13 protein-coding genes are annotated in these 21,727 nt (G+C 44.9%); 10 read left to right on the top strand and 3 right to left on the bottom strand.

Annotation, left to right across the window (positions count from 1 at the left end):
- Positions 1-10 precede the first annotated feature (10 nt).
- The 9 genes from MSG34_RS01380 to dbpA all read left to right on the top strand — a co-directional run bounded on the left by MSG34_RS01380 (position 11) and on the right by dbpA (position 19,083).
- Positions 11-9,190, top strand: coding sequence for a type I secretion C-terminal target domain-containing protein (locus MSG34_RS01380; RefSeq protein ID WP_248336073.1), 9,180 nt, complete (start codon positions 11-13; stop codon positions 9,188-9,190).
- A 33-nt stretch (positions 9,191-9,223) separates the two neighbouring features.
- Positions 9,224-11,383, top strand: coding sequence for a type I secretion system permease/ATPase (locus MSG34_RS01375; protein WP_248336072.1), 2,160 nt, complete (start codon positions 9,224-9,226; stop codon positions 11,381-11,383).
- On the top strand, positions 11,376-12,701 hold the full coding sequence (locus tag MSG34_RS01370; RefSeq protein ID WP_059017393.1) for an HlyD family type I secretion periplasmic adaptor subunit: 1,326 nt from the start codon (positions 11,376-11,378) through the stop codon (positions 12,699-12,701). Before MSG34_RS01375 ends, MSG34_RS01370 begins: the two co-directional genes overlap by 8 nt.
- Positions 12,702-12,735: 34 nt before the next feature.
- Positions 12,736-14,049 (top strand): TolC family outer membrane protein, encoded by a 1,314-nt coding sequence (locus MSG34_RS01365; RefSeq protein ID WP_048609701.1) that lies wholly within the window; start codon positions 12,736-12,738, stop codon positions 14,047-14,049.
- A complete protein-coding gene (locus MSG34_RS01360; protein ID WP_248336071.1) occupies positions 14,049-14,687 on the top strand; it encodes an OmpA family protein in 639 nt (212 codons plus the stop codon). The genes MSG34_RS01365 and MSG34_RS01360 overlap by 1 nt, the downstream gene beginning before the upstream one ends.
- Positions 14,687-15,631 carry a substrate-binding domain-containing protein gene (locus tag MSG34_RS01355; RefSeq protein WP_248336070.1) on the top strand — a complete coding sequence of 315 codons (945 nt, stop codon included), beginning with the start codon at positions 14,687-14,689 and terminating at the stop codon, positions 15,629-15,631. Before MSG34_RS01360 ends, MSG34_RS01355 begins: the two co-directional genes overlap by 1 nt.
- Positions 15,632-15,841: 210 nt before the next feature.
- Positions 15,842-16,429: a hypothetical protein gene (locus tag MSG34_RS01350; RefSeq protein ID WP_248336069.1), complete on the top strand. Its 588-nt coding sequence runs from the start codon at positions 15,842-15,844 to the stop codon at positions 16,427-16,429.
- A gap of 217 nt (positions 16,430-16,646) precedes the next feature.
- The gene (locus MSG34_RS01345; protein WP_248336068.1) at positions 16,647-17,555 is read left to right on the top strand and encodes an aldo/keto reductase family oxidoreductase; all 909 of its coding nucleotides are present in this window, start codon (positions 16,647-16,649) and stop codon (positions 17,553-17,555) included.
- Between the two features lie 148 nt (positions 17,556-17,703).
- Entirely contained in the window at positions 17,704-19,083 is a 1,380-nt protein-coding gene (gene dbpA / locus MSG34_RS01340; RefSeq protein WP_017064348.1) for an ATP-dependent RNA helicase DbpA, read from the top strand.
- Between the two features lie 140 nt (positions 19,084-19,223).
- Here the strand turns inward: dbpA and MSG34_RS01335 are convergent, their stop codons facing one another.
- Positions 19,224-19,397, bottom strand: a complete 174-nt coding sequence (locus MSG34_RS01335) for a hypothetical protein (protein ID WP_017064349.1) — start codon at positions 19,395-19,397, stop codon at positions 19,224-19,226.
- A gap of 303 nt (positions 19,398-19,700) precedes the next feature.
- On the opposite strand from MSG34_RS01335, the gene MSG34_RS01330 reads away from it, so the two are divergent.
- Positions 19,701-20,537, top strand: a complete 837-nt coding sequence (locus MSG34_RS01330) for a DUF6279 family lipoprotein (RefSeq protein WP_248336067.1) — start codon at positions 19,701-19,703, stop codon at positions 20,535-20,537.
- Between the two features lie 65 nt (positions 20,538-20,602).
- On the opposite strand, the gene MSG34_RS01325 is transcribed toward MSG34_RS01330, so the two are convergent.
- The gene (locus MSG34_RS01325; protein WP_248336066.1) at positions 20,603-21,226 is read right to left on the bottom strand and encodes a 3'-5' exonuclease; all 624 of its coding nucleotides are present in this window, start codon (positions 21,224-21,226) and stop codon (positions 20,603-20,605) included.
- Positions 21,227-21,296: 70 nt separating this feature from the next.
- Positions 21,297-21,698 (bottom strand): DUF296 domain-containing protein, encoded by a 402-nt coding sequence (locus MSG34_RS01320; protein WP_248336065.1) that lies wholly within the window; start codon positions 21,696-21,698, stop codon positions 21,297-21,299.
- Positions 21,699-21,727 lie beyond the last annotated feature (29 nt).

Below are 21,727 nucleotides of genomic sequence, written 5' to 3'. Positions count from 1 at the left end.
GAGGTTTAGGATGGATCCTATTTTATATATCGAAGTTGGTGGTGTTGTTTGGCAAGTATTCCCTGATGGTACTTGGCTTCAATTACCTGCTACGCAGCCAAAAGTTGAAGGCGTGCAAGTCGTCAGCATTGAACCTCAGAATTTACAAGAGGCTCAGCCCTTAACTGAACCACAAATCGCCGCTGTTGAACAACAGTTGGAAAAGGTGGTCACCGAACTCGTTAACAACATTCAAAGCGCACCTCAACAGCCTAACTCAGTAAATGACCAACCTAGTTCCAGTGCCTCTTTTATTGCTTATGTTCGTTCCACCTTAGATGAAACGCTTGCAGAGGCGGGTTTTGATACGCGTCCTACAGAATATGTCGACGAAGATACAACTTCGAATGAGGGTAACCTTGATATTCTGTTACCTAATGCACTCTTAACCGTAGATATTTTGGATGGTGGAGACGGTTACGAAAACCAGTTTGAAGTACCCGGTGTCACGATTACGGGCACGGCTGTGGATGTTCGAGACGGGCGTACCGTTGTTCTGACCATCACTGATGTTAATGGCAACACAGTAACCACCACAGCCATCACAAGCGATGAAACGTATGTCGTCAATGGCGTCGACCTCTCTTCATTGGAGGAGGGGGATCTTCAAGTTGACGCGGTCATTGCTGATGATTTTGGTAATAGCATTGCAGCTAACGATTCCACAATCAAAGACACATTAGCCAACATTGAGGTTGACTTCGATGGCTTTGGTGATGAGTTTTACAATCAATTTGAAATATCGAATGGGGTGCTAGTTGGTACGATTGCCAATGTAGAAGATGGGCAAACCATCAACATTTCAATTACCGATAGCCAAGGAACGATACAAGAATACACAACGGAAGTATCCGGCGGAACTTGGACTCTGACTCTTCAAGACTACTCAAGCTTTGCAGAAGGTGAGCTAACCGTTGTTGCTAATACTATCGATATTGCTGGAAACCCTACAACAGCGACCGACACGATCGTGAAAGATACGCTAGCGAACATCACCGCTGCGGTTGATGATGGTGGTGACGGTGTCCTCAATAGCTTCGAAATTCAGTCGGCTAAATTCTTTGGTACGGTACAGAACGTAGAAGATGGCCAAACGGTCAATATTCGTATTTCTGACAGCACAACGAATGTCATAGTGCTGACAGCAACCGTGATTGATGGTGCTTGGTCAGTCGAAGGTGTGGATCTAACCAGCTTTTCCGATGGTGGCATTCAAATTGAGGCTGACACCGTTGACGTTGCCGGTAACCCTGCTTCAGCAATAAATAGCGCAGGGCAAATTGTTATTGATACTGTTTCGCCTGTTATAGACATTGATACGCTAGACGGTTTTAGCATTTTGGCATTTCGTGGCGGCCAACTTACAACCATGCAAGGCACAACCAATGTTGCCGAAGGTCTTCCTGTTTATATTGAAGTTAATGATGGCTCTCAGACTCTTGTGTTTGAGGGTATCGTTGATGCATCAGGTAATTGGGTTGTTGAAAATATTGATGTCTCGTCCCTAAACTTGGCCTCAGAATGGACGGTTGATGCCAAAGTTTTTAATACGGTAGGCAATCAAGCTATCGATGATATGCCAAGCATTATCCTGCCCGAGTCGGTTGTGTTCTCAGAAACTGTTGTCGGGATTTTTGGAGATCAAACTCAGACCTCTGATATTCGCATCGATTTTGCCGAATTCTCATTTAGTGAGCAACAAAACCTTTTGGAGTCTCTAACGTCTCAGGGACTTTCGATAGTCGTTACCGTATACCCTGGACAACAAAACCTAGTTGGGGTGAGAAGTGACGGGACAAAAGTTTTCGACGCTTCAATTTCTGGCACTAACGTGAATATCAGCTTTTACAAAGCGGTTGATCAAGAGGCGGGGTTAGATTCAATTGAAACAGCTTTAGTCATTGAGGGTTTACAAACGGACTTAGATGGCACGAAAGAATTGGTATTAGGCCATCTTCCGATTGTAATCAAAGACTCTAACCCCCTTGTTCTAAATGAGTCTTATGAAGTGGTAGAAGGTGCGGTTACATCGGGTAATGTACTAGATAATGATATAGACCTTGATGGTAGTTTAACAATACAAAGCGTGGAAGTTGATGGCACGACCAAAACGATTGTCGGTGGTACTCCAGTTTCATTTACTATTAGCGAAGGCACCTTGACTGTATTTGCGAATGGTCATTGGAATTTTGTCGCGAATAGAAACCTCGATCATACCGTCACTCAAAACATGACATTTAATTATGTCGCCGTGGATATCAGCAGCGATTTTGGCAATGGTACGGCTGTCATTGATATTTTTGATGGTGATGCAGGGCTAGTTGTTGATGGGACAACGACCAGCACTGAAGGTGATGTGTCTGATGGAATTCAAACTGTAGTCGGGCAGTTTACCGTTTCCGCTGGCTCAGATAATCCAGATCCCGCTTCTATTGTATTTAATGCTAGTACCTTGGTGCAGCTAGACGCTTTGGGCTTGACGACCGGAGGTGAGAACTTTCCTCTAACCTACACGTTAGCGAATGATGGTAAAACGATTACCGCACAAGCAAATGGTGAAACGATATTCACGCTAGCGTTGAGTGCAGTCGCTAGTGGTATCGATGTTCTAACAGATGTCACATTAGTGTTAGAACAGCCTATAAACCACCTGTTCAGCAACGACTCCATCACCCTGCCACTTATTATTGATGGAACGGATTTAGATGGTACTTCTTTAGTGCAAGGGCAATTCGATTGGATCATCCAGGATGGAGCCGACCCAATATTAACTTCAACTAGCAATGCTGCTGTGGACGAATCAGATCTTATTCACGGCAGTGTTTCAGATACTGGCACTTTCAATCTCAACGTCGGAAGTGATTTCGTTGAGTCTGTATTTTTTGATGTTGGAGATCAGCCGCAGTTATTTAGTGGGGACGTACAGATCATCTATGTGGTCTCTGCAGGCGGAAATGAACTTACTGGTTATGTTGGCTCTGAAAGTGCTGAAAATAAAGCGTTCACCCTAAGCTTTACCTCTCTGTCAGGTGAGGCCGATACTGATGTCACTTACACCTTTGAACTATTCAAGGGGCTCGACCAAACGAATGGAACCGACCAAATTCCTTTTGTCATCACAGCAAAAGATGATGACAACGATGAAACTCAATTAACCTTGAACGTCTCGATTACGGATGGTGGGGAACCTACGATTGGCTCTGGCATGGTCGAGTTGAGTGAAAACCCTGTTGCTGATACAACCCCGTCTGGTGTTGGAACAACAGCGAGTGCAAGCTTAGCCGTGAGTGCGGGCAACGATCCACTCGTGTTCTTGGGGTTAGATGTGACAACTGGCCAAGCCGTTCTCGATAGTGATGGTGAGCCGGTGACGCGTAATGGAGAAGCATTGTCTTGGCGAGATAATGGGGATGGAACGTTTGATGCGGTGTTGTCGAATGGCGATGCTGTTTTCCAAGTGAGACTTCCTGAGAATTTTAGCTTAGAAGCCAATGGTTCCACGAATGTTACGGTTGAGATTGATTTGTACCAGTCAATAGACCACGGAACTGGTGTGAAGGACACAGAGCTGTCGATTCCTGCCTCAATCGTCACCATCGATTCAGATGGTTCACGAGATACACAAGAATCTGATATTAAGATTTACGATGGTGCAAACCCTAAAATTACTGTTATCGGAAAAATCTCTGTCGATGAAGATGGTTTATTGGGGGACAGCGAACAGACTGGTGTTGAAAGTTCTAGCCCTTCGTTAGGAATAATCGAAGGTTCCGATGATGTTGTCTCTGTGACGGTCAACACCGCTGCGTTTGATGCACTTTTATATTCGAGTGCAGGGAAAGATATTTCACTGCAAGCTGTCGATTCTGATGGTTGGTATTACGGTCAAGATTCTGATGGAAACAATATATTTAGGATTCGTTTTAATACTGACGGGACAACAGAGTTCGACCTTTATGCACCTCTCGATCACGCCAATGCTGATGGAGAGAATAATCTGGCTCTTAATTTTGAACTAACTGTTAACGATGCAGATGGAGATAGTTCAGACCCTGCCATCTATGAAGTGAACGTGAAAGATGCCATTCCGGTTGCGCGTTCAGGGGCAATTGAAATGGTTGAGGGTGATAACCTTAATGGGAAGTTCCTGACAGAGGAATTTGCAGGGGCTGATGGTGCGGAAATCATTAGCTTCACCTATCGAAATGTCACGTATACCTTTGATGATGTTGGTACTCCTATCACAATTGACCTAATTAATGTTTATGACAATAATTCTATTTATGGTCAGTTTACCCTTTCACCTGATGGTAGCTATCAACTAACCACGAACCCAAATGTAACGACTAATCCTGCTGATCCTAAGATCGTTGATGACATTGATTATTTGGTTCGTGATGCGGATGGTGATGAGGTCACGAGTACCGCAGAGCTTGTCCTAGATGATAACGAAGGTTTTATTCGCTATGAAGATTCAGAAACTACAGAAGATAACGACGCCATTATTGTTGTGAGTGTGTCAACTGGAGACGTGGACCAAAGCGAAACCGTTACTGCTATCGAGTTCTCAGAAGCATCGCTAAACGGTGGTAGCTTGTACCTTGATGGGGTGTTGCTTCAAGTTGTAGACGGCAAGGTCACCTTGTCTGGAAGTCAATTGGTAGCGATTGATAGTCAGTTCACTGGGCCTAATGGACAGTTGACTTATCGTCCCGCGCTTCATGAATCCAATACCACCTCAACGGTTATCCTAGCGATCAACGCAATCATTAGCACTGATACGGATCCTAAAGAACTGACTGCTGATGTTGCAGTGTCTGTTTTGCCGGTGGCTGATGCACCGGATTGGTCGGCTTCCGTGTTCTCCTATCATTCAGTAGAAGATGACTCAGACCCAGTTAGTTTGGACATAACAGCTCAGCTGGTGGATCAAGATACGTCAGAAACATTGAGCTACCAGATTAGTGGGATTCCTGACGGCTTGAATTTGACGTTAAATGGCAACGCAGTCAAAGAAGGGAAATCTTACACACAGGCTCAGATTGATAAAATGGAAATCAGGGCTGACGACAACCTAGCGGGTCGCTTTGAGTTTGAGATTACTGCGGTTGCAACAGAGTCTGGCAATTCATTCGCTGACCCAGATGATAAAACGGCAAGTATTGTACATACCGTTACTGTCGATATTTCACCTGATGCTGATACTCCTCATGTGTCTGTTAAAGACTATAAGGGACTAGAGGATGAAGCTATTTACCTCAAAGACGTTATTGAAGGCGCTTTGGCGGACACCGATGGTTCTGAATCGTTAAGTTATATTATCCAAGTTCAAGATGGTTGGTCTGTTGAAGGCGATGGTACCGCAAAGATAGGCAATAACTCTTATTCAGTCACTGCCGAAGCAATCGCTAATGGTGTTGCTTATATTCAACCTAAACAAGACATCAGTTCCTTTACTGAAGACCTGTCAATAAACGTAACAGCGATAGCGACCGAGTCGACGATCGATTCACTTATTCCTATCAATGGGCAAGCGTCAAGCGATACCAAAACCATCAACATCTTTTTGAAAGGTGTTGTGGATGAACCTATCGCGGTAGATGGTGGTAATGGCCATTGGCAATACGACAGTGACAGTAAAGTCATCAGCAACCAATCGGTCTTAAATGAAGATGGGTTAATACAGCTCGACTTCCTCATACAAACGACGGATGACGATGTTTCAGAAGAGATCAACATACTGCTTACCAACATTCCTGAAGGCACTTTGCTGGTGGATGCGATGGGTGAGCCAGTATCGCTAACGATTGCGTATGTTGATGATGTGACAGGGCCTGTATTCCAAGTCTCTAACGCTCAGCTGAGTGACCTGTATCTCAAGCCAGTTCTTGATTTTAGTGGTGAATTAGAACTCACCGTTATTGCTATCTCAACTGAGCCCGATGGTGATTCGGGCGAGTTTCCGATGACACTTAAAGTAGAGCTAGCGCCGGTCGTTGATCAAGAAGACGGTCAAGTGGTCATTACTCAAGGCATCGAAGACAGTCAAATCGGCCTGAACCTTGAGCCTTCGGTTAATCAGGATATTGATGGCAGCGAATCCTTGACGGGATATGTCATTGATAGCCTACCTGCAGATCTCACTCTTTATTTTGATGGGAGTGTTATTCAGGTCCCAGCTTCAGGCTTAGATTTGGATACTCTACTGGACTCAACAACGCCAACGCTTTCGGATCTTCTAAGCAGCGGCAGGCTTTCTGTTACAGCGACAGAAGATTTAAGCGGAACATTCTCGATTCCTATCACCTATGAAGTCACGGATACTTCTCCAACTGGTGCAACGGATATTAAAGATATTACTGGTTCTATTAGCGTGACTGTAGATGCTCGTGTCGAGCTAGATACTCGATTAGAAGGCTCTACAGAGCTGTTACAGAGTACAGACGGCTCGCCTGTTGATATCTCTAACGCCGTGACGTTCGTCGACGCGGATATCGATGGGTCAGAGTACCTCGATTATATTTTGATCGAGATTCCCGACGGCTATTCGTTGATTGTTGAGCACCCTAATGGTGCCGCTCAAGATAGCTCTGGGAATTGGATCATATCTGCGGATGGGTTAACGAGTGACTCTTTCCAAGAACTCGCAGCGTACATTTTAGATAATGCGACGATTTCCAGCCCAAGTGATACTCCGGTACTGGATATTGTGGTTCGTGCTCGTGTGATTGATGGTGAAGATGCGAGATATATTGATGCGACTTTCCCGCTGCAAATTACTGGTCATGACGGCGGGGGCGGTTCTTGTGACCCTGTTGGCCCACCAAGCCCGATTCAACCCGATGGCGAAATTAAAACACCTGAAGGGGAAGATATTGATCTCACTGGCTTGCTAAACACCGATGTTGGCAGTGATCCAGACAATGAAATCTCTTTCTATATTCCTGCCGATTCACTTCCTGAAGGCGTTGAGATCTCCGGTGATGGTGTGATTGCTGAATACGATGCTTCTGGTGAGATCGTCGGTTATTCAATCACTGCAGATGGACTTTCGAAACTAACGTTAACGGGCTTGGATGAAGATTTTGCAGGGTGTATTGATTTCACCATAGAGACAATTGAGACCTCACCATGTAGCGGTGATACGGTGACGACGGCCCAAACCATTAGTATCCAAGTTCTGCCTGTGGTCGATGACATTACGGTTGAAGCCGACTCCACAACCATTCAAGAAGACATCGCGACAGACCTTAACCTTGAACTGGTTCTTGGTGATAGCGTTGAAGATGGACAATTAATCACTGGTGAAGGCAATAGCGCTACCGGTAAAGAAACCGTTAACTCTCTAACGGTGAGCATTTCGAATGGAGCGACCTTGTCTGAAACTCCAACTGACACCGGGTTGTTAGTTGACAATGGCGATGGGACTTGGACGGTCACAGACCCTAGCCGTTTGAGTGATGTTTTAGTCACGCCACCTGAGCACTACAGTGGTGAAATCACCCTCACTGTGACAGCAAATATTACCGATGAAGCGGATTGCGTGACAGAAACGGATACGCAAGATAAAACGGCGGTCGTGACTATTACTATTGAGCCAGTCGCTGATGCGGCGAACTTGATAACAGAGGATATTATCGGAGATGAAGATAATTACATTTCGCTGTCATCACTTAGCGCAGAGCTGATTGACCAAGATGGTTCTGAAAACATGTCGCTTTCGTTGAAGGGAGTTCCTGAAGGCGCAGTTGTCGCGATTAAAGTAGGGGACACCTATGAGTTGGTTCCAAACAATGGCCCTGATGGTGGGTCATTTAATGGAAGTGCAACCTATGAATGGCAACTAGACCCAAGTCAGCTTTCTGATTTGGTTATTTTACCACCAAGAGATTTTAGTGGTGATATCGGGTTAACCCTGGAAGCGATTACTCAAGAAATTGGCACTACTGATATTCGCTACACTCAGTCTGAATTTACCGTTGGTGTTAACCCAATCGGCGATAAGGTTGAGTTCTTTGACTTACCTGAACAGCTCACGGGAAGTGAGGATGACGTTATTGTTATTCCTCTTGATGCCAATAGTTTTGAAACCAACAGCGACGAGTTTTTGTCAATCACAGTGACAGTGAATGCGACCTCTGACGCAACAGGACTCGTCGGTTTAGACCGAATTAGAATTGGCTCGGAAACCAGTGCGTTTGTAACGTTAGGGAATGGAACAGCACAAGCGACCATCTTAGTGGCAGCAAGCTCTGTGAATGAACTCGAATTCTTTGCTGGCGATGCATTTGGCAACCTTGATATTACGATCACAGGGCAAACCGTTGATCAAAATACGGTACTTGGAAATCTAGTGACTGATACTGGTGACCCGAGCTCACAAGACATGACACTCATCATCACACCTGAACCCGACGCTCCTCTGTTGAGTCTTGAATACTCATCGATTGTGGCGGAAGCCAGCGGCACAATTCCGCTAGGGCTCGAGTTATCTTTGATTAATCCAGCAGCCTCTGAAGAAGGGTTTATCACTATTTACGATATTCCTTCAGGGTTGACGTTATCTCACGGGTCTTATGTTGATGGGCAGTACGTCGTAAATCTAGAGGATGTCGCCGACTTGGCTATTACCGGTGGTTACAGTGGTGCAATAACCTTTGATTTGACTATTGAACCTGCGGCAGAGCTAGGCAATGACCAAGCTGTGGGCTTATCACAGATTGTCTCGGTCGAATTAGTGGATGAAGGTGATTCAACCATCACCGCAACAGATGATAATGACCTGCTGATTGGCGGTACGGGCTCTGATAATTTTGTATTCGCATCTTCAGGCTTAGGGAGTGTAGAAGCCCCAAGCTACGATGTGATTCAAGATTTTGATGCGTCTCCAGACACTGATGCAATTGACCTCTCGGGTATTTTAGGAAGCTTAGACATTGAAACGGGACTAGGGGCTACTCAATACCTTGATTTGGATGAGTCTGGTGAAGGCGTGACCATTTCTATTAAACCTAATGGAGACGATGACGTTCAACAAAATATCTTGTTAACCGATATCACTTACGATGACTTGACTCACGGCGATAGTAGCATCGTATCAGAGGCTCAAATTTTACAAAAAATGATAGATGACAATAATTTAACGCTGTAAGTTAGATGTACAGTCTATAAAAGGAAGTTTAGATTGGTAGAACAAAAAGACAGCTGGCTAGCTTGTGTTGAGTGGTTGTGTGAGCATTTTAATGTTCGCAGTCACCCTTCCAAAATAGTGTCTGGCCTACCTTTAGATGAAGGCAGGCTCAATGAATCTCTTTTTCCAAGAGCGATTGAGAAATCGGGGTTAACGCTGAGCCACGTTAAAAAAGAATTACTGAATCAATGTCAGTTCCCTGTTGTTGCTGTTGAGTCCGCGACAGGGTCTCCTCTTGTCGTAACCCAAAGCTCCGGTGGCGACTTTCAAGTATTGAATTGTGAATCTAACTTAAGCCAACAGATTCTCCTTAAAGACTTAGTCATTAAAGTGGACTCATTTGTTTGGCAAGTGGGTGCTCAAGCGCTTGATGATGCGCGTATTCAGTCCCATGAACGTAGCGAGAATAAGTCCAACACCCGTTGGTTATGGCGTGTGGTCAAAGAAGTGAAGCCTTGGTATCGCGATCTGTTTATCGCTTCGTTCTTGATCAACGTGCTTGCGTTGGTGGTTCCCCTGTTTACCATGAATGTGTACGACCGCGTGGTGCCAAACCAAGCGTTTAACACGCTTTGGGTCTTGGCTGCAGGCGTTGGTATTGTCGTTATTTTTGATTGGGTATTGAGAAGCTCACGAAGCTCTGTGACTGATATGGCTGGGCGCTATATTGATAACAAGTTGTCTTCTCAGCTGTTCTCGAAAGTCCTTGGTATGAAGCTCGAAAATCGACCTCAATCGGTAGGCGCATTCGCCAGACAGCTTCAAGATTTCGATAGCGTGAAAGATTTCTTTACCTCCATCTCCTTGGTCACTCTGGTCGACTTGCCATTCACTTTGTTATTCCTACTCCTTATCGGCTGGCTTGGTGGCGCGATGATGTTCATCCCTGTCGCGATCATGTTGGTATTGATTGTGTTGAGCATCGCCATGAAAGGCAAAGTTGAGAAAACATTCGATGAAACCGCACGCCTCTCGACACAAAGACAAGCACAGCTGTTTGATTGCTTAACAACCCTTCCGGATATCAAGCAAAACAATGCTGAGGGAATCACTCAGAAACGTTGGGAACAGACGATTTCGTCGCTCTCTCAATGGCAGACTCAATCTCGTCATTACTCCAATATCGTGACGCACTCTATTCAGTCCAGTCAGCAAATCGTTACCATCACTCTGATCATTTTTGGTGTGTATCAGATCTCTGAAGGCTTGCTGAGTATGGGTGGTTTGATAGCCGTTGTGATGTTGAGTGGGCGCGCTGCAAGTTCGGTGAACCAGCTTTCTCTTCTATTGCTGAGGTTCCAACAAACACGTTCGGCCGTAGAAGGGCTGAATCAGATTATGGAGCTACCTCAGGAAGAGTCCAAACACCAAGTTATCGATAAAGGAGACTTTGATGGTGGGGTTAGGTTAGATGAAGTTACTTTTACTTATCCAGAGACTCAAAGCCCTGCATTAAAGGAGATTTCCCTTGAGATCAAACCGGGTGAGCGAGTTGGTCTTGTGGGCGCGGCAGGCGCGGGTAAAACAACCCTACTATCGATTGTTGCGCGCCAGTATTTGCCAACAACAGGGCAAGCTTTCTATAAAGAGATTGATGGGCAATTATGGCCAACCAGTGTTCTGCGTAGTGGCATGGGTTGGGTAGGGCAAACCACCAATCTTATTTTTGGCAGTGTTTACGACAACGTTACGCTTGGTGCGACCAACGTTGATGAAGAAAAGCTAAGACAAGCGCTTCAACAGTCGGGTTTGAATGGTTACATGGGACGCTTAAGCAATGGCCTTGAAACACCTGTTGGTGAGGGCGGTCGGTTACTTTCCGGTGGTCAGCGTCAAGCCGTTGCCATTGCGAGAGCTCTGTATCGTTGTCCAAAGTTATTGATCATGGATGAGCCAACCAGCGCGTTAGATAATCAGGCCGAGATTCAGTTCTTCAATGCGCTGCAAAGTATGCCGAGAGAAACCTCTATGCTAATTAGCTCCCACAAATCTTCATTCTTGATGATGTGTGATCGAGTGATTGTATTGGATAAAGGTCAAATCGTGGCAGAAGGTGACCCTAAAGAAATTCTCTCTTTACAGAAGAAAAGTGTACCTAAAGGAACCAGTCGCTTCAAAACGGTATCTGTGGTGAAGGGAGGTCGTCATGAGTAATGATATTCAATGGACCAACAACCACTTAGCATTCCGCTCTCGTAAGCTGATTTGGTTGAGTGCTCTACTCATTGTCTCAATTATCGGCTGGGCAACGTGGGCAACATTAGAAGAAGTCGTGATCGGTGAAGGTAAAGTCGTCCCAAGCCTTTCGGTGCAAACCATTCAGAGCTTAGAAGGCGGACTGGTTCAAGAGATCATGGTGCGACAAGGCCAATCTGTGGTGAAGGGGCAACCTCTAGCTAAGTTAGAAGACACACGTTTTAAGGCGGCGTTTTTAGAGTCGGCTCAACAAGCGGATACGTTACTGGCTCAGCAATTAAGATTAAAGGCTGAGCTGTCGACGGTCGTTTTAAATAACGACGCAAAAGAGTGGTACGAGCGAGTGGTCTTGGTGCCTCAAGACATTACGGTTGATGTATCAAGCCACCCTGCGTTAATGAATGCCAAGGCGAACTACCGAGAGCGTTTAGGACAGTTGAAATCTGAACTGGAAGAGGCGGCACTTCGTATCGAGCAACAAGACCAAGCACGTGTCGATACGCTCAATAATATCCAGACTCTTGAAAGCAGCCTCGAGATTGTGATTCGTGAGCGCAACATGCTGAAAGACGTGGTAGCGAGCGGTGCTGTTGCGGAAGTTGAGCTACTTAAACTCAACCGTGATGTAGTCAAGCTCAAAGGTGATATTGCTAGTTCAAAAGTGGCTGCGCAGAAGCAGATAGCCGCCTACTCAGAGTCGATAGCGGATCATCGAAGCATTGCCTTAGATTTTCGTACCAAAGTGCAAGGTCAGTTGAATGAAGTGGCGAGCAAGATAGCGCAGCTAAACGAAAGCCAGCAGGCGATTGCCGACCAACTCAAGCGTACCGAAATTGTTGCGCCCGTCGATGGCACAGTCAAAGAGATCTTTGTGCGTACCATTGGTGGTGTAGTTCGCCCCGGCGAGCCGATCATTGAGATCATCCCATCAAACAGTGACCTGATTGTTGAAGCGAGAATCTCTCCGCAAGATATCGCGTTTGTTCATAACGGACTGGGTGCGACAGTTAAATTCACGGCCTATGATTTCGTCATTTACGGCGGACTTAAAGGTGAGGTGATTTACGTGAGTGCCGACGCCTTACAAACGGAAGACGGAAACGCCTATTATCGCGCACATATTCAGTTAAACGAAGACCAGCAACAAAACTCTGCCTTTAGCATTATCCCAGGGATGCAAGTCGCGGTTGATATATTAACCGGAGAGAAAACAGTACTGAGTTATTGGTTAAAACCTATTTTACGAGCTAAGGAAAACTCACTTCGCGAACGATGAAGTGAGTTAAAGCATAAATATAAAAGGAAGTGTAATGCATTCAAAATTCTTACTCTCTTCTTGCTTACTAATGAGCGGGCTGACTCAAGCAGCCTCATTAGAAGAGTCCGTGGCCTTTGCCATCGACTATAGCCCAGAGATATTGGCGCAGTACTCTCGATATCAATCGGTGGTCAGAGACGGAGACGCGGCGAGTGGTTTGTATATGCCGCAAGTCAATTTGTACGCGGCAGCAGGTTATGAAGAGACGCGCTACAACAGTGGTAGCAAACTTGATACCGATGATCGAGGCCTAACGAGAACGGAAATTGGCGTTAAAGTATCCCAGTTACTATTTGATGGTTTTAAAACCACATCGAATGTCGATCGACTGACGTTCGAAGCGGAAGCTGAGCGTCTAACTCTGATTTCGCGAGCTGAAAACGTATCGTTAGATGTGGTGAGAAATTACCTCGATATCCTCAAAGCAGAGACGCTACTTGAATTGTCTAAGCGTAACGTAAAAGAGCACCAAGAGATCTATCAAGATATCCAAGATAAAAAGAGCAAGGGCTTGAGTAGTAACTCGGATCTGGCTCAGATCTCCGCCCGTGTCGCGACCGCGCAGTCTTCACTTATTGCTGCTCAGAACAACCTGTTTGATTTGCAAACTCAGTATCTACGCTTGGTTGGCAAGCCTGCTGTGAACTTGGTATACCCCCGTTTTGATTACGCCTTGTTACCAAGCTCTTCTCAAGTCGCCCTAGAACAGGCTGTCGAGAACCACCCTGAAATCAAAGCCTCTTTGCTTGATATCGACGCGGCTCGTAAAGAGATGCGCCGCGAGAAAGGGGATTACTACCCAGAGCTAAAACTCGAGCTTCATGCGAACAAGAATGACAACGTGTCTAACCCTCCGGGTGGTGTTGATGAAGACGCTCGACTGATGTTGACGATGGATTATGACCTGTTTAATGGCTTCTCTACCGACTCTAGAGTTGAATCGTCAGCTTGGCGAGTGGAAGAAGCAAGGGCGATCCGATTACGAACAGAGCGTGAGGTTAGAGAAGGTACACAATTGGCTTGGAACGCATACAAGATGCTAGAGCAGCAGAAATCTCTACTTCAACAGAACGTTGATGCAGCGAAAATTGCAGAGCTTGGCTATATCCAACAATTCAATGTTGGCAGACGAAGCCTTCTTGATGTACTTGATGCAAAAGTAGAAGTGTTTTTGGCTCGAAGAAATTTCATCAGCACTGAATATGATCAAACGTTAGCGGCTTATCGAGTATTAAATGCGATGGGCATGTTGACGTATGCGTTGAGGATTGAACATCCAGAAGAGTGGCAAGGGGAGAATAAGTAATGAGACATTTTAAACTAGCGCTACTTAGCTCTATCTTGCTAATGGGATGTGCAGAAACGCCTGATACGACAATGACACGCCACCAAATTGATGACTTAGCCGATAATGACCGAGATGGTGTGATCAACCAGCGAGATCTATGTGCCGATACGCCAGAAGGTGTAACGGTAGACATTAAAGGGTGTGCCAATTGGAAAATTGTCGAAGATGTTGAAGTATTAAGTGTGGCATTTGATTTTGATAAGTATGACCTTAAACCTGATCATACCGCTGTATTAAATGAGTTGGTGCGTTTACTAGGAGAGCAGCCTGATGCTTCGGTTACCTTAGTTGGTGACACCAGTGCTGAAGGTACAAACGTGTATAACAAGGCATTGGCGAAGAAAAGAACTGGCGTGATTCGAGACGCGTTGATTGATAGAGGCGTCAATGGTGAGCGAATCTTTGAACAAGAGTTTACTCAGATAACCAGCTTAACTCAGCATCTTCACAAGCGTAAGCGCAGAACGATTGCGGTGATTAAGACAGAGAGCATGGAAGTGAATCCATCTTGGAACATCTTCACTTCAGAAATGCAGCTCGATAGTAATAGCGATGTTGAGTCTAAAACGTCGATTGATCCAGTAGGAGGCCAGTAATGAAATGTCTAGCTAATAAATCGGGCTTGCTGCTTGCTGCTATACCTGCGTTGTTCTCTGTATCGACGTTTGCGAATGACGCCACTGACATGGGTTTGGTCGCGATTGAGCCGAATATGCAGGGGCTTGTAGAAGATCTGCTTAAGAGCCAAGAGATCGACTTAGAAATCTTGTTGAGTGATAGTGTCCCAGAACAGATGATCATGCAGCGCTCGCGTGTTGGTATCACTTCCAAAAAGTGGACTGACAAAGAGATGGCAAGGTTTGATATGCGTTACGGTTATAGGCCAACAGAGTTGATGTTCACTGCCGATGTCATAGCGATTCTAGCCAATGAAAATAACCCAGCAACATCAATCACCGTTGCTGAATTAATTGATGTGTTTGGTTGTTCTAACGATCCTAAACATCCCAAATGGTCAGCAAGTAGTGATATTCGTAACGGTGAAAGCCTAGATACTCATATGTTGCCCTTTGCCATTGATCACAACCTGAAAGGCCATACTACCTTTTCAAGTTGGGTCGAATGTGGAACGGAAGGTGAATATGCCCATACTCAGTTCTTGGCGGATCTGCCTGATCTGATTAATAAGATTGAAGACGAAGATGCAGCCATTGGGTACACCGTTTACTCAGATCAAATCTCAGACGTGAAATGGTTGAGCGTGGTTGATAACCTAGGTGTGAACTACGATCTAAACAAGGAAACGATCCTCTCTGGTCGCTACCCGTTAGCAACGGTTTATTACATGTACTTGAATATTCCAGCGCATCGCAAAGGCTTTACGGAACAAGAGGAGTTCTTTGTTGGGCTTACCTTGTCACAAGATCATCAAGGCGTGTTGAACCAATACGGTTTCATCAGTTTACCGCCAGAAGCTATTCAACGTAACAAAGTGAGATTGTCTCTTGAAGAGCCAGCGATTGAAGGTGGCTATAAGTAATGGGTACGATATGTTGTAACCGTTGTGGGAGAGTGATATCCTCTCTTTCGTAATGGTTCTCAACGTGACGGATTACGTTATTCGGTGATGAATTTATCTAGCGGGCATGTATGCCCGTTTTTTTTCGCCTAAAATTTGCGACTCGAGCGGTTGTTTGTCGATTGGTCACGTATAATGGACACTTCATATAGCGCCAAATAAGCCCAGTCGATGAAAATCTTTCAAGTTTTAATCTTGCCTCTAATGCTGTCCCTCAATGCTATTTCATTTTCAGCGCAGGCAACCGAAAGTTGGTGGCTAAGAACAGTATTTAACAGCAGCCCAAGTTTGCCGAATTCTCAAAACTATATTAACGATATCGACTTGATGGATTGTGGTGAGATCGAAGATACGCTGTTGTGCAGTGACTTAACCCAATATTATGATCTGGATGTTTACGTTGAACTGGAGCTGGGCGACTCAAGCGTTGAAACAGTTCGCTTAAACCTGCCATATTCGCACCTAAGTTACACAAAGCTTCAGGCATACCTTCGCCAAGATGGCTTTGCTCTCAGTTCAATTCGTATTGGTGAAGATGAATTCGATGTTACTGCTCAACTCGAACAAGCTCGAAATGAAGGTGTTGGTTTTGATAAGGTGGATAAACAGCTGGTCGAATTTATCAACGCGCCTCACGGTTCAGCAGAGCAACTGAGTGTGTGGAATGTGCCTAGCTTATCTTCTTCTAGCTCTACTTCTCCTTGGATTCAGTTACAGAGTGATGGTGATAACTTAACGGTTGAACTTAATCGTTTTTAATTGCTCAAATTTATAGATAGTTTCGTTATTTATTAGGCTAAACAAGCCTTTCAGGAGAACGGCTCACGGGCAGACAGCAAGTTATAATTTATTTAAGTGTTCGTTTTTCTGCGGCTCTCACATTTTTAATAAGCGTTTACCTTTGCCATTTGTTATACGTTGAGCCCTCGGTAAAACGAGCTTAGGATACGTTCAGTATTGATAAAGGAGACAACCCATGGTTGCAAGAGTAACGATAGCGCCACAAGGCCCAGAACTTTCTGAGTTGGTGCAAGGATACTGGCGTACAGCAGAGTGGGGCATGACCCCGCAACAACGCCTGACTTTCCTGAAGCAACATATTGATCTTGGCATCACAACTGTTGATCACGCGGATATTTACGGTAACTACCAATGTGAAAAGTTGTTTGGTGAGGCGCTAGCCCTTGAACCAAGCCTTCGTGATGATATTCAAATCGTCACCAAGTGCGATATCAACCTATGTGGTGACCACACTCCTGATCGTAAGATCAATCACTATGACACCAGCGCGCAGCATATTTACCAATCAGTAAATAATTCACTAGAGCGCTTAGGTGTTAATGATATCGATGTATTGTTGATTCACCGCCCAGACGTATTGATGGATGCAGATGAAGTAGCAGAAGCGTTCGCAGAGCTACACAAAGTAGGTAAAGTTAAGCACTTCGGTGTTTCTAACTTTTCACCGCGTCAGTTCGAACTGCTTCAATCTCGACTCGGTAAGCCGTTAGTGACCAACCAAGTTGAAATCAACCCATTGAACTTTGAAGTGGCTCATGATGGCACGCTAGATCAACTGCAGATGAACCGCATTCGCCCGATGGCATGGTCTTGTCTCGGTGGTGGTAGCATCTTTAGTGGCGATTCAGCGCAAGCAATTCGTGTTCGTGATGAGCTAGAGGCGATTCGTCAAGAAGTGGGTGCAGACAGCATTGATCAAGTGATTTACGCTTGGGTTTGTCGTTTACCATCGAATCCGATCGCGATTATTGGTTCAGGTAAGATTGCGCGTGTGAAGACTGCGGTTGATGCACTGAAAATCGAGCTGACGCGCGAACAGTGGTATCGAGTATGGCTTGCATCTAAAGGTCACGGTGTGCCATAGAAAGCAATTCGTATAGAAGTCAAAGCCAGCTAAGTAAGCTGGCTTTTTTGTGTTCGCCTAACATGTTTCTCCAAAACTGTGATTAAGGTGGAATAATTTTCAAAAACACTCATAATGCACTCTGTTTTTCACCAGTTGGATATTTCCATTGAGCACTTCAAAATTCTCTTCAATCGCCCTTAAACCAGAGCTTCTAAATACGTTAGATTCTCTTGGTTATACTGAAATGACGCCTATCCAAGCGTTAAGTCTTCCTACTATCCTAAATGGCAAGGACGTTATCGGTCAGGGTAAAACGGGTTCAGGTAAAACAGCTGCTTTCGGTTTAGGCGTGCTGCAGAACCTACGCGTTAAGCGTTTCCGTGTTCAGTCTTTAGTGTTATGTCCGACTCGTGAGCTTGCAGACCAAGTAGCAAAAGAGATTCGTACTCTTGCTCGTGGTATTCACAACATTAAAGTGCTGACACTATGTGGCGGTATGCCAATGGGCCCACAGATTGGTTCACTAGAGCATGGCGCACACATTCTTGTGGGCACACCTGGTCGTATTTTGGATCACCTAGAGAAAGGTCGTATTGATCTGTCTGAGCTGAACACTCTTGTGTTAGATGAAGCTGACCGCATGCTAGAAATGGGCTTCCAAGACGCTTTGGATGCTGTGATTGAAGCGGCGCCAAAAGAACGCCAAACTCTGCTATTCAGTGCGACTTTCCCTAAACAGATCAAATCTGTTGCAGACCGCATCATGCGCAATCCAGAAATGGTGAAGGTTGAATCAACACACGATCACTCAAGCATCCAACAACACTTCTACAAATTAGAAGGTTCTGAAGCTCGTGATGACGCTCTAGAGTTGCTGTTACTTCATCACCAACCAGAATCTGCGGTTGTGTTCTGTAACACTAAGAAAGAAGTGCAGAACGTAAACGATGAGCTAAGCCATCGCGGTTTCAGTGTTATCGAACTTCATGGTGACATGGAACAGCGTGAACGTGACCAAGCTTTGGTTCAGTTCTCAAACAAAACCATCTCGATTCTAGTGGCGACAGACGTTGCGGCTCGCGGTCTTGATGTTGATAACCTAGATGCTGTGTTCAACTTTGAATTGTCTCGCGACCCTGAAGTTCACGTTCACCGCATTGGTCGTACTGGCCGTGCAGGAAGCAAAGGCGTAGCGATCAGCTTCTTTAGCGAAAAAGAGATGTACCGTGTTGCTCAAATTGATGAGTACATGGACATGCCAATCGAGCCATCTGAACTGCCAGCAAAACCAATTGCTAAGCCGTACTACTCAAACATGGTTACCATCCAAATTGATGGCGGTAAGAAAGCTAAGCTTCGTGCTGGTGATATTCTTGGCGCACTGACGGGCCAAGGCGGCATTGATGGTAAATCAGTAGGTAAGATCAATCTGTTCGCAATGCGTGCTTACGTAGCAGTAGAAAGATCTGTGGCTAAGAAAGCACTGAACAAAATCGAATCAGGTAAAATGAAGGGTCGTCAATTCCGCGCCCGAATCCTGAAGTAATTCGAGACTGAATCCCTTTGCTGCGATATGTCTAATTAACGACATTGCTAATTAATGGCATTGCAGTAAAGGGTGTTCCACAAAATGCCACTCAAGTTTCTTATCTTAGGTTTATCGACCTAGTTCTCTATACCAAAGCATTATTCATCGGGTCTTATTGAATAAAGATCGTTGATATGTTTTCCTTCGCTAAGATACCAAGTCATCGCTTCCTGTCGATTGTGAACCAATATCGTGATTGTGGTTATTGAACCATCGTCAAAATAACAAAGCTCATATTCTAAATCGCTTGGATGATCAGGAATAGCGGCCATAGCTTCCCTCCCAAATATCAATCATTTGAAATACGCCACCCCAACTTTTTTATAGGGTTCGTATTGCGTCAAATGAGTAATAAAATCAAGTTACATCACTGCTATTAATTATTTTTAGTTTAATCATTTGCCTAAATAGCTAGATTAGCAAGTTTGGCTCTCAATTTATCTCAAAGTTTTTACGATCACTGTTTATTAAGGCTACTTTTATAAGAGCTGGAATTAGTGTTATAAGAACTAGGCTAACCTTAAAGAGATGAGTTAATCGGTTTGTGGCTTTGTTGAATGTCGTGAGAGGGTAGAATGAGAAAGTGCCGGTGGTTAGTTTTAGTGATCTGTTTTCTATTTACTGGGTGCGGGACCAAGTTCGCCTATAACAATATAGGTTGGTTTGTTGTTAGCTATATAGAAGATTTTGTCTCCCTCTCAAATAGCCAAGAATCCGAGCTTGAAGAGCGATTAGATATATTACAGAAATGGCATAAAGAAACTCAGCTACCTCTGTATATCTCGCAATTAGAAGCGATTCAAAACGTAGATCGGTCGGATATGAATCCCGCTTTTATTGTGGGCCAAAGTGAACAAACGAAAGAGCATATTCGCTCAATCGTCAATAAGTTCGCTCCAGATATTTACGCCTTGAGTATGCAGCTTAGCCCTAAGCAAGGCAGGGAGTTCTTAAAGAACTTTCGTGAAAAGCAGCAAGACTATTATGAAGAAAGGTTGTCATTGAACGATGCCGATTCGAGAGAGCGATACCGAACTAGAATTGAAGAGCGTGCAGAACGGTGGTTAGGTTCAGTATCGAAAGAACAAAAACAGATTATTTTGGCTTGGTCTCAAGAGTGGGTAAACACCAATAATAGCTGGCGACAATATCAAAACAACACCTATCAAGAACTAACGACGCTGATGGCAAAGAAGAGCGACCTGCATATTGCTCAGCCAATTATTATGAAGTTGCTTTTAAACAATGAAGCTTATTATCCTGATGAGCTTGAGTCACAGCTCAACCAAAATATGGAAACATCAGCCAAGTTTTTAGTAGATATCGCCGCGACCAGCAGTAACAAGCAGTGGGCGTATTTTATGAATGAGTTAGAAAGCCTCAAAGGAACGTTGGAGTCATTGCAAGAGTAGAGCATTCTTTTTAAAGGCTAGCGGTTATTATCGAGCTAGCCTTTCATCAAACTGAATTTCGGAACCTAACCCCTGTTACTCATCAGTAGCTTTGGAATCGAACCTTTGGCCGTCTTCGATATTTTCTGCATTAATTGGAAGCTCGGTTGTTGAATACCGTGGTCACTCTGCAGCTCATCGATCATTAACAGCCACAATCTTGCTGTCATTTCTGAATCGGCTAATGCTCTGTGGAAAGTGCCGTCGTTATCTATGCACTTGAATCGAACTAGGTCGCCCAACTTATGGGTCGGAGCGTCTTGGATTAGCCGACGAGCAATTAACATCGAGCATGCAAACTGTCCGTTGTAATCGCGCCCTATATCGTCTAATTCTGCGTCGAGAAAGCGTTTATCAAACGAGGCATTATGCGCCACAAGCTGACTGTCTTGAATAAAGTCTGCAAACTCATCCATCACTTCACTGCGACTGGCCGCGGTGCTCAGCATACGGTTAGTAATGCCAGTGTAGCTTTCAATGAAGCCACTCACACGAAACCCTGGGTTCATGAGTTGCTGGAAGGTGTCGACGACTTCGCCGTTAACGAGTTTAACCGCACCGATCTCAATCGCTCGGTCGCCCATATTGGGTGATAAGCCTGTGGTTTCGAAATCGAGAACGATAACGGAATCTGCGGAGTTTGAAGCCATCGTGTTTCCTAATTGCTGTTTGGTAGTATCGCTTTATATGGGGCGTTTGGTGTTGCTATGGGTAAATCAGTTATTTGCTAGTGCCGATAACAAGCTCAGTGTACCCTGTTGAATCGTCATGCTCTCTGTTGAAGGTCAAAGCATCGTAGCGGTGAACGATCAGTTCAGCCGTGGTTGCGATAATCGTCCCTTCCAGTAAATGCCCACCAATCACATTGCCATTTTCATCAGCAACGGATATATGAACATGCTGGTGGTTTGGGGTTAGCGTTGCCATCGCCGAGACTATTTCGAACGGAGCTTGAACTAGCTTGGTGTTGTTGGTATTAGCTAAGCGAATATTGAGTTGAGAAACACAACCGACACAAGATGCGATAGAGCCAGCAAAGATGTTGTGTGTGGTCACTAACCTTTGGATCTCAAGCTTTAGGTCTTGGCCGCGGGTTAATCTCGTTGCGATAGGAGTGATCATCTTATTGCCTCAACGTTATATGTATTTCA

Source organism: Vibrio sp. 1CM2L, assembly GCF_023161695.1.
In the GTDB taxonomy this organism is placed as follows: Bacteria; Pseudomonadota; Gammaproteobacteria; order Enterobacterales; family Vibrionaceae; genus Vibrio; species Vibrio coralliirubri.
The sequence above is the reverse complement of the archived record's forward strand: the minus strand, read 5'-3'. Positions and strand labels throughout refer to the sequence as shown.